The following is a 14,537-nucleotide window of genomic DNA, read 5'->3' as shown; positions in this document are numbered from 1 at the left end:
CTCCCCGCTCTGAGCGGTCAGGGGGTTGACGTTGTTGCCTCTCCGTCCACACCTTCGCGGTCCGGTATGTCATCGGATGCCACCTCAATAACCGCCGCAGGCGCAACACGCCGCAACATCACCCCGCCGATGAGCAACAGGCCCCCCAACACAGCCGCACCAACCCACACTGGGGTCAGGGTGCCGCCGTTGCCCAGGGCGGTCAGGGCGAAGGTGGGATAGTGCAGGGGCATCAGTCCCGCCAGGATCTGCCACACGGTACCGATCTCAGCCATAGCGGTGACATTCCAGACGTGTCCCACCACAGCGACCTGCGCGATCCACCCGATCACGGTGGTTATCACCGCTCCGGTTACGCCGAATGCCTGGATGAGCACGCGGGCGATCACCGCCGAGACCATGGTGGCCAGGAGCAGCATGGCCACGGCTCCTGCCAGGGCCGCAGCACCCATACCGAGCGCCACGGTGAACAATACGACACCACCCAGTGCGGTGATGCCCAGCAGGATGAAGGCCAGCAGCCACCGGTTACGCAGCGTGACCCATCCGAGTGCCACCCCGGCCAGCATCACCACGGTGGCGATCAGGAAGGCGTACATCGGTGGCAGGGATGCCGACTGCGCCCCGGGTCCGGATGCGGTGAGTTCCACCCCCGCAGCTGGTGCCTGGGGTGCCGGGAGAGCCCGCTGGACGGCTCCGGTTTTCTCCTGGTTGAGTGCAGCCATGGCATCGAGGCGGGAGGCACCCTCATCCAGGGCGCTGAAACCTGCGACGGCCTCGCCGACACCCGCTTCCAGCTCACCGAGTCCCGCCGCCAGTTCAGCAGCACCGTTGGTGGCTGTGTAGATGCCGTCGTGATAACCGTAGCCGGGAACGGCCAGCTGGTTGGCCAGGTCGCGGGTGCCGGAGCGCAGCTCGTCGAGGCGGTCGGTCATCTCCACGTCGAGCCCCACCCTCTCCAGCTCGCCCTTCAGGTTTGTGAGCTGACCCCGGACCTCCTCGGCCTCCGGGCGGTCCATGGCCGCGAGGTCACGGTCGGCCTGATCCAGGGCCACCCGGATCTGCTGTGTCAGGATCACCAGGCCGGTCATCTGTTCCACCGCGGAGGCCACACCATCGGCGATCTCGGTGGCGCCGGTGCCCATCTGCCCCGTGCCGGCCTGCAGCTCGATGAGGCCCTGGTGGAGCTGACGGGCGCCCTCAGCCGCGGCACCCACGCCCTCCTGGAGGGGGGCTGCGGCGTCGACAAGCTCCTGGGTGCCGGCGGTGAGCTCACCGGTGCCGCTGGCGAGGAAACCTGCCTGGGCGCCGGCCTCACCGGCGGCGCGACGGGCCTCGATGAGGTCCTGACTGTTCGTCGATGCCGGCGCGGGTGCACCCGTGACCTCCCCGGCAGGTGACCAGGACCGGGAGATATCCATGCCGGTCGCGGTGGCGAACACCGTGCCCGCGATGAGCGGGATCAACAGAAGCAGCGCAGCCAGAATCCCACCCCTGCGGGTGGCTGGTGTTTCGGTGGGGGCGACAACAGCAGACATACTTAGGAAATGTAGTGACCCCGACTGGTGTGAGCTGGTAGGCGCACCGGGTGATCACACTGGTAGATGCCCATCAGGCGAAACGCACCGGGCAACACCCACCAGCACGGGGTTGGGGCGGATCCACACCACTTGGTGAACCGGTATATCTATCGTGCAGGTTTATCAGCCTGGGCCCGGAGGGAGTTTATGTCCTCCTCCAGCTCGTCGTACTGCCAGTGCTCCATCTTCACACCCGTCAACAGGGCTGACCTGGCCACAGCTGTACTGCCCACTGCGGACGTACCCAGCTGGATGACGATGATGGTCAGGGCCAGGAAAAGGTTCATCCAGGACAGATTGTGAAACAGTGCTCCCGCAACTACCAGGATGATTCCGATGCCGCCGGCGGTGCCCAGGGCCGAAACACGCATGTACACGTCTGGGAATTTGAGGAAACCGATACCCGCAGTGACAAACACGAGCAGCCCCAGGAGGATCATCACATCACCGATGACTGAAATGTAGTCGCTCATCGACGGCCTCCCAACAGCGCGCGGGCCAGCGATAATGCCCCCAGGAAACCAACCAGCGAGGTCACGAGAACGATATCAAAGGTGTAGTCACTGCCGCCCCGAATACCAAAGAGCGCCAACAGCCCCACCGTGGCAAATATCAAGAGATCAGCTGCAATCACGCGATCGGCGTTTGATGGGCCGATCACCATGCGGTACGCCGCAGGCACACAGGTCAACCCGATGACAATGATTGCGATGTTTACCACCGTCATGATGTCTCCTTCCGGATCCGTACCGCTTTCAGCATTCGATCCTCCATGTCTTTGAGTTCCGCCCGCAGCGCATCGGCATCAGATGAATACAGGCTGTGAACATAGAGCTTCCTCGGCTCCCCTTCACCCCTGGTCGTGGTTCCCAGGGAGAGAGTCCCTGGAGTGAGTGTGATGAGGACGGAAATCAGGGAAAATTCGAATTCTGTTTCAGAACGGCTCTCGAACAGACCGATACCGGGAGCGGAATCCTGACCAGGGGTGAGGACGTCTTTCAACACCGCGATATTTGCTGTGACCAGCGCGCCGATGTACCAGAATAGGAAACCTATAATTCGAAATGGCCAGGTTAACGAGTCAATCATGGTGTCAATACCGCCTCAACATAGGGACCTGTATTCAGCAGACCTTGGGCCGCAGTTTCAGACCAGGCAAGCAAGGGTTCCGCACCCAATCCGATGCTCAGGGTGATGAGCGCGAGAGCAACTGACGGCAGAACCAGGGAGAGTTTCACCTTCGGCAGGTCTTCTGCGCTTGTGACCTTCTCCACCGGATCCACCAGTGTGAGAGTTGTCTCCCGCTCTGTGGCCCGGGCTGTGTCAGATGTTGCCCCATTCGAAAGGTGAGCACCGGTGGTGGGGGAAGTCCCGTCCGGATCATCAGCAGGCCGACGACGACGTCCCACGGTGGCCCACGGTAGATCCCAAAACACCCCTGACCAGATCTTGAGCATGGACAGCAGTGTGAAGAGACTGACAATCACCATGAGCGCCACGGCAATCCATTGTCCAACCTCGGCTGCCGCGACAATCAGCGCAAGTTTCCCAACAAACCCGGAGAAGGGTGGTAGACCCGCGAGAGAAAGTGCAGCCGCCATGAACGCCACGGCGAGGAGCGGCTCACGCTTGGCCATGGGAGGCAGCGCACCGAGTCTGCCGGTTCCGTGCGTAACCTCCAATGCTCCGGTGGACAGGAAGAGGGAGGCTTTCACGATCATGTGGTGGACCAGGTAGAAGATACCTGCTGTGAGACCGAGCTCCGTGAACAGCGCCACCCCCAACATGATGTACCCGATCTGACTGGTCATGTGGAAAGCCAGAATCGAACGAGTGGTGTGCTCCCCCACCGCGCCGAGCACACCGACGAGCATGGTCAGGCTGAAGAACACCACACCGATCCACAGGTAGGTTTCATCCCCATCGAATACCACAGCGTACAGCCGGTAGATGGCGTAGTTGGCCACTTTGGTGTGGATACCGGAGAAGAGCGCGGTGATCGCCGGAGTTGTCAGCGGATAACTCCTGGCCAGCCAACCATGGGTCGGAACAATGGACGACTTGATGGACAGTGTGAACAGGCACACCGCGGTTGCCAGCGCCACAGTGTCGTTCTCGGCGGCAACACCCGCGAGTTCAGCGATATTCACCGTGCCCACGACCCCGTAGATGAACCCCACACCGGCAAGAAACACCGTCGAGGTGAAAAGATTCACGGTGAGGAACAAACGGAGACCGGCAATCCGCGAACGCGGTGTTCGCCCCTGCCCCTTCGGGGAGAGCACGTACAGCCCATAGGCCGGCAGCAACATGACCTCGAGAAAGACGAAGAAGTTGAAGATATCCGCCGTCAATAGAGCACCGTTGACACCGGTCACCATCACCAGCACCAGCGGGGCGAAATACGGTGATCGGTAGAAACCTGCCGCCAGTGCAAAGGCGACACAGGCAATCGTGATGATACCGGTCGCTGCCAGCATGAGCGAGGAGAACATATCCGCGACCAGTGGAATGGCAATACCACCGGGCCATAGTCCGATTGAATGCGCATAGACGCCACCGTCTGAGGTCAGCCAGATGAGTGCACCCGCTCCGCACAGCGAGGCAGTCAGGACAGCCAACAAAACGAAGGCGTGGAACATCCGGCTGCCCCGGAAAAGCAACAGGAGACCGGAAGCCAGGAGCGGGGCAATGACAAATGCTGCGAGAGAAGAGTCACTGATGTTCATTACTCACCCTCCTTATCCACGAATCCGACGGTGCGTTCATCTTCTGTGGGGGGACGGTGTCTGTGCTCGGCGCGAGAGGCGCGAACCATGTCGAGCTGTCCTGCCGGGATCTCCTGCCCTTCCTCGAACAACTCAGGGTTGCTGCGGATATCCTTACTGGATTCAACCGCGTCATCACGACGCCCGGTGACGGTGAGTACAAGCATGAACACGGTGATGGAAAAGGCAATGACGATGGCTGTGAGCACAAATGCCTGTGGTAGAGGATCAGCAGCGGTTGTGGAACCACTGCCGAAGGGTTCATCCCGGCGGAATACCCCTCCAGACGCCATGAGGATGATCACCGAGGTATGTCCCAGGAAGACAAAACCCAATGTGACGCGGAGCATATCGCGACGGAGCATCAGATAGACGGCAGCGGTCATCAACAAACCTGCAGAGATCGCGATGGTCATGCTTTCACCTCACGGCTATGGTCATTGGCGGTCGCGGGATCCGGTGACTCAACGGGATCCGGCGGGATCGCTTCGTTGTCTTTAACCGGTGGGGTTGACTGTCCCATGAGATTCACGGCAACCAGAACCATTCCGATGACCGCCAGGTAGACCCCGATGTCAAAGATGAGCGCAGTTGTCATGTGTACACCGAGGACATCGAAGTGGATGGGTTTCAGGAAGGATCCCTCAATGAAACCGGCGATGCCGGTGATGACACCAACCAGCACACCACCACCGATCAGTGCGACATAGGGCAACCGGATGAACCGGGACCTGTCAGTTGCGGACGCAAGATACAACAGAGCGAACCCTGCACCGCCCACCAGTGCGCTGATGAAGCCTCCGCCGGGTTCATTGTGTCCACGCACCAGGAGCACCAGCGAGACAAGAATGATGACAGGCACAATGATCCGGCTGATGGCCCGGAAGAACACTGCATTCGCCCATGGGTCATCCAGTGGATGCGGTCCGGGGTTGGTGACGTGTGGAATCGGGGCGGGACGACGTGCCTGAAGGAGGACAATCACAGAGATGCCCGCTACGCCCAGAACTGTCAGCTCCCCAAGGGTATCCAGCGCACGGTAATCCACCAGGATGGTGTTCACGATGTTGTCGCCGCCGGAGATCGGAGCCGCCTCATTCAAATACCATCGTGTGGCATCGGCGAATTCCCGTCGTCCGGTAAATGACCACACGGCGAGGAAGGTTACCAAGCCTGCAGCTATGGCGAGCAACATCGACCATCCCTTCGTGCCCGTTTGCTCCGCTGGAAGCTTCGCCGGAAGTCGACGAAGCACCAGCACCAGCACCAGCAACGTCAGGGTCTCCACCAGCAACTGGGTCATGGCGACATCCGTGGCCCCCAGATTGAAGAACCAGAGAGCAACGCTATAACCGGTCACACCCAGGATCACCACGATTCCGATGCGTGTTGTACTCCGAAATGCACCGATAACACCTACGGCCAGCAAGCCGACCAGTAGCCAGTCAATGATCTGAGTATCACCGGCGATCCTCTCAGGGAGAGTGGTGAGCGCGAAAACCCCACCCACCGCTATCAGGATGAGACAGAGGATGGGTATTACCAGATGTCTGGTCAGAGAACTGGTTCCCGCCTGGTGCGACACCTTCGTGCCGAAGGCGAAGACCGCATCACGGAACCCCTCCACCGCCCGGAGACCCGAGACTGGAGCGTGGAACCGCGACAGGAAACCGGATACCGGTTCACGCAGAAGGACCAGGATGATACCGACCCCGATGATCAGGGCCGACAGCAGGAGCGGGAGGTTAAAGCCATGCCAGATCGACAGGTAGATTGCTGCAGGCTCACCGGTCACCGCATTGGCAGCCCACGTCACCACCGTGTCCAGCAGCCCCGGGATCAGACCGAAGGCCAGTGTGCATACAGCCAGGACAGCGGGTGCCAGGTAGAAGGTGGGGGTTGCCTCCCTGATCACCGTCCTGGAGGCACCATCATTCTTCTGCTTCTGTGATCGTACCTTCCGTGGCCAGATCGCGAGGATATAGCGCAGGGAGTAAGCAAACGTCATCATCGATGTGAGAACCACGCCGGCGGTGACCAGCACCATCACGAAGGCATTCCCCGGAGTTTCAACGAGAGCTGTGATCAACGATTCCTTGCTGATGAAACCGAACGTCAGCGGCACGCCCGCCATTGAGAGGGCGGAGATGGTGACCACCGTGGTGGTGATGGGCAGACGCAGATCGAGCTGAGCGAGTTCACGTCTGTCACGGGTACCCGTCTCATGCTCGATGATGCCGACGGTCATGAACAGAGCGGCCTTGAACAATGCGTGGGCGATGGTATGGACCACGGCCGCGGTCAACGCCACGTCGGAGCCCACGCCGATCATGGTGACCAGAAGGCCGAGCTGACTGATCGTTGAATAGGCGAGCAGTTCTTTCAGATCATTGCGTTTCACGGCGGTAAATGCCCCGAACAGGGCAGTGATGAGTCCGCATGTGATCAGGAGAATCTGCCAGGTGGGAATATTCGACATTGCCGGGGAGAAACGCAGGGCCAGGTAGATACCCGCTTTGACCATGGCTGCGGCATGGAGGTAGGCAGAAACAGGTGCGATGGCCACCATTGAGTCCGGCAGCCATGCCTGGAAGGGGAACTGGGCGGATTTGGTGAAGACCGCACCGGCCAACAAGAAGGCGATCGCTACAGTGAAACCGGTATCCTGCGTCCAACTGGTATCACCGAGAATCTCGCTGATTCGTGTGGTTCCAGTGCGAGCCATCAGCATGGCGAAGGCTGTTAACAACGACAACCCGCCCGCGACGGTAACCAACAGGGTACGTATCGCGGGATCACGGCCTTCAGGCCCAGAGCGTGCGATTAACAGATATGAACACAGCGTGGTTATCTCCCAGGCAAAGAAGAACACCACGAGGTCATCTGTGAGTACCAGAAGCAACATTGCTGCCGCGAACAGACTCATCAACAGGTAAAAGTGACCTGGGTCGGCTTTGCCCAGATATCGGGTGCTGTAGATGAGCACAGCAGCGCCGATGAGCAGTACCAGCATGGAGAAGACCAGAGAAAGGCCATCCAGATGGAAGGAGAAATTAACTCCCAGGGTAGGCATCCACGGTACGGCTTCATGGATGTTCAGTGCAGCCGGGGCGGCGTTTCCCTGAAGCGACTGCAGGATGAGTCCCGCTGCTACCACCAGTGGGATCGCGAGGATCCCTCCTGAATTACGGCCAGCCCATCGTCTGAATGGTACTGCCAACACGCAGCCAAACAGGACTACAATTAAAGAACTCGATAACATTCGGCAACCTTGATCCGGGGGAAGATGACGGAATCTTAGCGAGCCGGTTCACTGGAATGTGGTCGCTGATCGAGACATCAGGACACTAGGCTACCGGCTCAGACTCGACTACGGGAGTGGTGCCGGAAAGGTACTCACCCCACGTAGGAAGATAACCGTTGGTCCCCGCGGGTGGAAGCACCCGGAAAAGCGGCCGGAAGACACGCCGGGAAACAATAGTGGTCTGGAACATAGTCGCTGATCATAGCAGAGCGGGCCATCCCGGGGGCACATGAGCCACATGTCCGACCCCTGCCGACCAGCAGGCCGACCGTCGTGGCGGTTGACGGACGCTTTTCGACGCACCACCCCCACCGCCTCCCGCACCCTGGTGGTAAAGGTGCGGGAGGCGGGCGTCGTTAAGCAGCCCTTTCCCTGTTTTTCATCAGCGGACCGCTGAATTCGCAGGTTTCCTGAACTACTATCGAATGTGATTCATCCATTGTCCGATCAAGTGAAGGAGTACCCCATGCGTTTCAAGAAGCTCGCTGCTGTGGCGCTGTCCACAGCCCTCATCTTCGGTGGCACCACCGGCGTCGCCCACGCACAGTCCGCAGCACCGGCCCCAAGCTCCGAGATCCCGATCCCGCCGGAGCTGGTCGGTTTTGTCACCCAGTTCAACGTCCCCGCCGATGTTGCCTACGCGGGTCTCCAGATCGCTGCCGCATGGTTCGCTGTCGGCCTTGGTTCCAGCGCCCTGAGCCTGGGCAGCTCCGCCCTGGGCACCGGCAGCGCCGTGCTCAGCTCCCCGCTCTACTGATAGATCGACACCACCCCTGTGTCTGCCGAGGCGAGCACAGGGGTGGTGTTCTTTTTATCCAGTGGACAACCCCACCTGCAGTTCAGGACGCAGGTGGGGTTTTCACATCACACGGTGGGAGTAGGTCACACTACTTCTTGTCGATGTCGTCACCGGTGGAAGAGGTGTGCTCGGCTGCGCCGGCTGCCTTCTTCTGCAGGTAGAGCTCCTTGACGCGTGCGCCGAGGTTCTCGTCCACGTTGGTCCAGTACTCGTAGACGCGTGGCTCGGTCTCCTCGGAGATGCCCTGCATCGCGTTGGAGATGTTGTCTGCGAGACGTGCCTTCTCCTCGTCGTTGTACACCTCGCGGTAGAGGATGCCGGCCTGCATGAAGTCGTCATCATCCTGGTGCTTGACGTAGGCTGCGCGGACCAGGTCGGTGCCGTGCGGATCCGGGTTGACGTAGATGTCGGAAGCCTGGCCGTAGGAGGTGTGGTTGGAGGAGGAGGTCTCGCCGTCATCCAGGTAGCCTGCACCCTTGGTGTAGCGGTTCGGGCTGTAGGAGGGCTCACCCTCGGCATCGAAGACGTACTGCATGTGGCCTTCGCGGCTGTAGGTGTTGACCTCGTTGATCGGACGGTTGATCGGCAGGTCGCGGTAGTTCGGTCCGATGCGGTAACGCTGCTGGTCGGCGTAGGCGAATGCACGGGCCTGGAGCATGCGGTCCGGGGACAGTCCGACACCTGGGACGATGTTGCCCGGGTCCAGGGCGATCTGCTCGATCTGCGCGAAGAAGTTGCGTGGGTTGCGGTTCAGGATGAAGTAACCGACATCAATGCGTGGGTAATCCTTCTTGGACCAGACCTTGGTCAGGTCGAAGGGGTTCCAGCGGTAGTTCTCTGCCTCTGCGAACGGCATGATCTGAACCTTGACGTCCCAGATCGGGTAGTCGCCACGCTCAATAGCGTTGTAGAGGTCCTCGCGGTGGTAGTCGGCATTGATGCCGGCCATCTCAGCTGCCTCGGCGTCGGTGAAGTTCTCCACGCCCTGACGGGAGATGAAGTGGTACTTGACCCAGAATGCCTCGCCGTCCTTGTTCACCCACTGGAAGGTGTGGGAGCCATAGCCGTTCATGTGGCGGGTGGTCTTCGGGGTACCGCGGTCACCCATCAGGTAGGTCACCTGGTGTGCGGATTCGGGTGCGCGGGTCCAGAAATCCCACTGCATGTCGGCGTCGCGCAGGCCGTTCTTGTTCAGACGCTTCTGGGAGTGGATGAAGTCGGGGAACTTCATGCCGTCGCGGACGAAGAAGGTCGGGGTATTGTTACCGACGATGTCGTAGTTGCCCTCCTGGGTGTAGAAGCGGAGTGCGAAACCGTGGACATCGCGCCAGGTGTCAGGGGAGCCCTGCTCACCGGCAACGGTGGAGAAACGGACACCCATCGGGGTGACCTTACCCGGCTGGAACAGATCAGCCTTGGTGTACTGGGACACATCCTCGGTGATGTGCAGCTCACCGAAGGCGCCATGACCCTTGGCGTGGGGGATACGCTCAGGAACGTTCTCACGGTTGAAGTGTGCGAGCTTCTCAATGAGGTGGATGTCATTGAGAATGTTCGGGCCCTGCGGGCCGGCGGTTACGGAGATGTTCTCGGAGGCAACCGGTGCACCGTTGTGGCGGGTGGTGTTTCCGGCCACCTTCGGACGCATGCCACGGTCGATGATCTGATCTGCTGCTGAGTTCTCAGTCATGTACTCAACCTTCCTGAATTTCGTTTTTCCTATTGATCGGAACTTATTGATAGCCTAGCGGATAAAGTCATGTCGCGCTACCCCTTTGACGCCTGTCATGCCACCGGAGTGCGTTTATCCAGTAGGGAACGGAGGTGACCTGCGGGACAGAAAACCTCGTTGCCCCCAAACGTACCCCCTCCGACGCGGTGGCGCGCGTGATTACCCACGTTGGTGGCTAGTCTGAAGCACCGCTGTGAACTGGTATTCTTTCCTGTTGTGAAGTCCCCCGAGCGTAACGACGCCCACGTCACGGAGCTGGCCCTTGCCGCCGGACGTGGAGACCGTGACGCCCTCACCGAATTCATCCGCGAAACCCAGGATGATGTGTGGCGCCTGCTGGCCCACCTCGGTGGCCGGGAGATCGCCGATGATCTGACCCAGGAGACCTACCTCCGCGTCATGAGCGCACTCCCCCGCTTCGCGGCCCGCTCCTCCGCCCGCACCTGGCTGCTCTCCCTCGCCCGGCGCGTCTGGGTGGACAACATCCGACACGACATGGCCCGCCCCCGCAAATCTCACGTCGAATACGAGGACACCGGAGTCACCGACGCCACCAACTCCACCATCTGGTCCGAGTGGATCGATGTGCGCACGCTTATCGACGCACTACCCGCCGAACGTCGCGAGGCACTGATCCTCACCCAGGTTCTCGGCTACACCTACGAGGAGGCGGCCAAGATCGCCGGCGTGCGGGTGGGAACAATCCGGTCGCGTGTCGCCCGCGCCCGGGCTGATCTCATCAACGCCACCTCCGCCCCGGAGGCGTACGGGACGTAGGTAGCCTGGGCACATGACCACTCCCACCCGAGGTGATCAGACCAGGCTGCCGGATGTTGTTTCCCGTGCCACCCGGCGGGGCATGATCCTGGCCTGGTGCACCCTGGTCTATCTGGTGATCGACACGATCATCCTCTTCCTGATCAAGGGTAACTCCCAGGCCATGCAGGCTGCCTGGGTGCAGGACCTGCTGGGGATGGTGCCACCCCTGGCCTTCCTCATCGGGGTGAAGGTGGCACGCCGTCGAGCGTCACCTGCGCACCCATATGGTTACGCCCAGTCCATGGACATCGCACACCTGGTCTCCGGCATTGCCCTGACGGCCTTCGGTGGTTTCCTGGTGTATGAATCCACCATGACACTGGTGGGACGGGAACGACCTGACATCGGGCAGTTCACCCTCTTCGGATATGACCTCTGGCAGGGCTGGGTGATGATCGCCTTCATGTTCATCACCGTCTTCCCTCCCCTGATTCTGGGGCGGTTGAAGATGGAACCCGCGAAGATCCTCCACAGTAAGGCCCTGTTCACCGATGCCCGCATGAATCGTGCGGACTGGATGACCGGGGTGGCCTCCATCGCCGGTATCACGGGTATCGGCCTGGGGTGGTGGTGGGCCGATGCCGTGGCTGCCATCGTCATTTCCCTGGACATCCTCGAAGACGGGTACAAGAACCTCAGAAGCTCCCTGACCTCCATGATGGATTCCGTGCCCAGGAGTCTGGACAGCGGCGAACCGCATCCGATCCCGGGCCTGGTCAACGCCCGCCTGGCTGAACTGGACTGGGTGAAGGAGGTGGGCAACCGCACCCGCGAAGAAGGCCATGTCTTCCATGTGGATGCATTCGTGGTGCCCGTGGATGCCTCGGAGGTCACCGCGGAGGATCTCATCGAGGCCCGCGAACTGTGTCAGCAACTGCACTGGAAGGTCAGCGATGTCTCCGTGATCCCGGTGACCGAACTCTCCCCCCTGCTGCGGACAGAGACCGCCACCAGCGAGGATGTGGCCCCCTGAGACGACACTGGCCCACCTGAAACATCAGGTGGGCCAGTGACGGACAGTGGCTACTTGACCAGCAGCTCCGCAATCTGGATGGTGTTGAGGGCAGCGCCCTTGCGCAGGTTGTCACCGGACACCACGAACACCAGGCCACGGTTGTCATCAACGGTGGAGTCCTGGCGGATGCGGCCGACGAGGGACTCATCGATGCCGGCGGCGGCGAGGGGGGTCGGGACGTCGACAAGCTTGACGCCCGGCGCGGCTGACAGCAGCTCCTTGGCCTGATCCACGGTGATGGGGTTGGCGAACTCCGCGTGGATGGTCAGGGTGTGGCCGGTGAAGACGGGCACGCGCACGCAGGTACCGGAGACCTTCAGGTCGGGCAGGCCGAGGATCTTGCGGGACTCGTTGCGCAGCTTCTGCTCCTCATCGGTCTCGAAGGAACCGTCATCGACGAGGTTGCCGGCGAACGGCAGCACGTTGTAGGCGATCGGGGCGACATAGGGGCCCAGGTCACCGGCATCGGCTGCCTGACCGTCGTGGACGAACTCCACGTTGTGGTCACCGAGCTCGGAGACCTGCTTGGCCAGGGTCTCCACACCCGCCAGACCGGAACCGGAGACCGCCTGATAGGAGGAGACATGCAGCTTGACCAGGCCGGCGGCCTCATGCAGCGGCTTGAGCACCGGCATGGCAGCCATGGTGGTGCAGTTCGGGTTGGCGATGATGCCCTTGGTCAGGTTGTCCTTGGCGGACGGGTTGACCTCGGAGACGATCAGGGGCACCTCATCGTCCTTGCGGAAGGCCGAGGAGTTGTCCACCACGGTTGCGCCGGCGGCGGCGAACAGCGGTGCGTACTGCTTGGAGGCGGTGCCACCAGCGGAGAACAGTGCCACGTCGATGCCCTTGAGGGACTCCTCGGTGGCCTGGGTGATGTCCTCAACCTCGATCTCCTGGCCGCGGAAATCGAGCTTCCTACCGGCGGAGCGTGGGGAGGCGAAGAAACGGACGGAATCAGCCGGGAAGTCGCGCTGCTCCAGAAGGGTGCGCATAACCTGGCCGACCTGGCCGGTGGCGCCGACAACAGCGATGGTGGTCATGGAAAACCTGCTCCTTAAAGATGGTCCTGGGGTCCTGACAGGGGAAAGCGTGGGGTGAGGGAGGCGGGGCTCAACGCCCGGGGATCAAGGTCCGGTGATTAACGCCCGGTGCCGGCGTAGACGGTGGCTTCCTCATCGCCACCGAGCTGGAACTTCTCGTGCAGTGCCTTCGCGGACTTATCCAGGTCATCCTCACGGATGAGCACGGAGATGCGGATCTCGGAGGTGGAGATCAGTTCGACGTTGACGTTGACGTCACGGAGAGCCTCCATGAACTCGGCGGTGACACCCGGGTGGGACTTCATGCCGGCGCCGACGAGTGAGACCTTACCCACCTGATCGTCGTAGAGCACGTTGGTCCAGTCACCCTGCTGCTGCATCTTCTTGAGCAGCTCCATGGCGCGTGGTCCGTCGGACCGGGGGCAGGTGAAAGTGATGTCGGTGGTGCCGTCCTCGACGGAGGAGACGTTCTGCAGGACCATGTCGATGTTGATCTCGGCGTCGGCAAGCGCACGGAAGACCTTGGCGGCCTCACCCGGCTTGTCGGGGATACCCAGAACGGTGACCTTGGCCTCGGACTTGTCGGTGGCTACACCGGTGAGAACTGCTTCTTCCATAGGAATATCCTCCATCGAACCGGCGATCAGGGTGCCGGGGTCATTGCTATAGGACGAACGGACGCGCATCGGAACATTGAATGCACGGGCATACTCAACGCTGCGCAGCACCAGGATCTTGGAACCGACGGCCGCCAGTTCCAGCATCTCCTCGAAGGAGAGGCGCTCCAGCTTCTGTGCATTGGGGACGATGCGGGGATCAGCGGTGTAGACACCATCCACATCGGAGTAGATCTCGCAGACATCGGCCCCGAGCGCTGCCGCCAGCGCAACTGCCGTGGTATCGGAACCGCCGCGACCTAGCGTGGTCACATCACGGGTTTCCTTGTTCACACCCTGGAAACCGGCGACGATGCAGATCTTGCCCTCATCGAGCGCCTCACGCACACGCCCCGGGGTGACATCCACGATCCGGGCGTTGCCGTGACGTTCGGTGGTGAGCACACCGGCCTGGGAACCGGTGAACGACTGGGCCTCGGCGCCGAGGGATTCAATGGCCATGGCCACCAGTGCGTTCGAGATCCGCTCGCCGGCGGTCAGGAGCATATCCATCTCACGGGCGGGTGGAACCGGGTTGACGGCCGCGGCAAGATCAAGGAGTTCATCGGTGGTGTCGCCCATCGCGGAACAGACCACGACGACATCATTTCCGGCCTTCTTGGTGGCAACAATCCGTTCAGCAACATTCCGGATGCGTTCCGCACTCTCCAGTGAGGAACCGCCATATTTCTGTACGACTAGGGCCACCCTTGCGCACCTTTCGTTCACGGTACTGACAGTTACGCCTTATCACTCTACCTTTCCAGGTCCGCGATACACATACGAGGGAAACTTTTGGTCCCTCCTGGTATTCCTTTTGC

General features: G+C 61.0%; 13 protein-coding genes. 3 read left to right on the top strand and 10 right to left on the bottom strand.

Annotated features, from left to right (window positions below):
• Positions 1-17: 17 nt before the first annotated feature.
• The 7 genes from CE_RS01430 to CE_RS01400 form a co-directional block, all read right to left on the bottom strand.
• The gene (locus CE_RS01430) at positions 18-1,538 is read right to left on the bottom strand and encodes a membrane protein (protein WP_006768456.1); all 1,521 of its coding nucleotides are present in this window, start codon (positions 1,536-1,538) and stop codon (positions 18-20) included.
• Positions 1,539-1,687: 149 nt separating this feature from the next.
• Entirely contained in the window at positions 1,688-2,053 is a 366-nt protein-coding gene (locus CE_RS01425; protein WP_006768457.1) for a cation:proton antiporter, read from the bottom strand.
• Positions 2,050-2,307, bottom strand: coding sequence for a monovalent cation/H+ antiporter complex subunit F (locus CE_RS01420; RefSeq protein ID WP_006768458.1), 258 nt, complete (start codon positions 2,305-2,307; stop codon positions 2,050-2,052). The genes CE_RS01425 and CE_RS01420 overlap by 4 nt, the downstream gene beginning before the upstream one ends.
• Complete coding sequence (locus CE_RS01415) at positions 2,304-2,669, bottom strand: Na+/H+ antiporter subunit E (RefSeq protein WP_006768459.1); 366 nt, start codon at positions 2,667-2,669, stop codon at positions 2,304-2,306. Before CE_RS01415 ends, CE_RS01420 begins: the two co-directional genes overlap by 4 nt.
• On the bottom strand, positions 2,666-4,309 hold the full coding sequence (locus tag CE_RS01410) for a monovalent cation/H+ antiporter subunit D family protein (RefSeq protein ID WP_006768460.1): 1,644 nt from the start codon (positions 4,307-4,309) through the stop codon (positions 2,666-2,668). Before CE_RS01410 ends, CE_RS01415 begins: the two co-directional genes overlap by 4 nt.
• Positions 4,309-4,764, bottom strand: a complete 456-nt coding sequence (locus tag CE_RS01405; protein WP_006768461.1) for a cation:proton antiporter subunit C — start codon at positions 4,762-4,764, stop codon at positions 4,309-4,311. The genes CE_RS01410 and CE_RS01405 overlap by 1 nt, the downstream gene beginning before the upstream one ends.
• Complete coding sequence (locus CE_RS01400; RefSeq protein ID WP_011074881.1) at positions 4,761-7,610, bottom strand: DUF4040 family protein; 2,850 nt, start codon at positions 7,608-7,610, stop codon at positions 4,761-4,763. The genes CE_RS01405 and CE_RS01400 overlap by 4 nt, the downstream gene beginning before the upstream one ends.
• 508 nt (positions 7,611-8,118) lie before the next feature.
• On the opposite strand from CE_RS01400, the gene CE_RS01395 reads away from it, so the two are divergent.
• Positions 8,119-8,409 carry a hypothetical protein gene (locus CE_RS01395; RefSeq protein ID WP_143758386.1) on the top strand — a complete coding sequence of 97 codons (291 nt, stop codon included), beginning with the start codon at positions 8,119-8,121 and terminating at the stop codon, positions 8,407-8,409.
• Between the two features lie 130 nt (positions 8,410-8,539).
• Here CE_RS01395 and CE_RS01390 read toward each other — a convergent pair whose 3' ends face one another.
• Positions 8,540-10,141 carry a catalase gene (locus tag CE_RS01390; protein WP_006768464.1) on the bottom strand — a complete coding sequence of 534 codons (1,602 nt, stop codon included), beginning with the start codon at positions 10,139-10,141 and terminating at the stop codon, positions 8,540-8,542.
• A 258-nt stretch (positions 10,142-10,399) separates the two neighbouring features.
• Between CE_RS01390 and CE_RS01385 the strand changes: the two genes are divergently transcribed.
• Both CE_RS01385 and CE_RS01380 read left to right on the top strand, forming a co-directional pair.
• Complete coding sequence (locus CE_RS01385) at positions 10,400-10,960, top strand: RNA polymerase sigma factor (protein ID WP_006768465.1); 561 nt, start codon at positions 10,400-10,402, stop codon at positions 10,958-10,960.
• Between the two features lie 13 nt (positions 10,961-10,973).
• Entirely contained in the window at positions 10,974-11,975 is a 1,002-nt protein-coding gene (locus CE_RS01380; RefSeq protein WP_011074879.1) for a cation diffusion facilitator family transporter, read from the top strand.
• A 50-nt stretch (positions 11,976-12,025) separates the two neighbouring features.
• Here CE_RS01380 and CE_RS01375 read toward each other — a convergent pair whose 3' ends face one another.
• Together CE_RS01375 and CE_RS01370 are read right to left on the bottom strand one after the other, a co-directional pair.
• On the bottom strand, positions 12,026-13,060 hold the full coding sequence (locus tag CE_RS01375; RefSeq protein WP_006768467.1) for an aspartate-semialdehyde dehydrogenase: 1,035 nt from the start codon (positions 13,058-13,060) through the stop codon (positions 12,026-12,028).
• 98 nt (positions 13,061-13,158) lie between these two features.
• On the bottom strand, positions 13,159-14,424 hold the full coding sequence (locus tag CE_RS01370) for an aspartate kinase (protein WP_006768468.1): 1,266 nt from the start codon (positions 14,422-14,424) through the stop codon (positions 13,159-13,161).
• Positions 14,425-14,537 lie beyond the last annotated feature (113 nt).

The sequence above is a fragment of the Corynebacterium efficiens YS-314 genome (assembly GCF_000011305.1).
Taxonomy (GTDB): Bacteria; Actinomycetota; Actinomycetes; order Mycobacteriales; family Mycobacteriaceae; genus Corynebacterium; species Corynebacterium efficiens.
The sequence above is the reverse complement of the archived record's forward strand: the minus strand, read 5'-3'. Positions and strand labels throughout refer to the sequence as shown.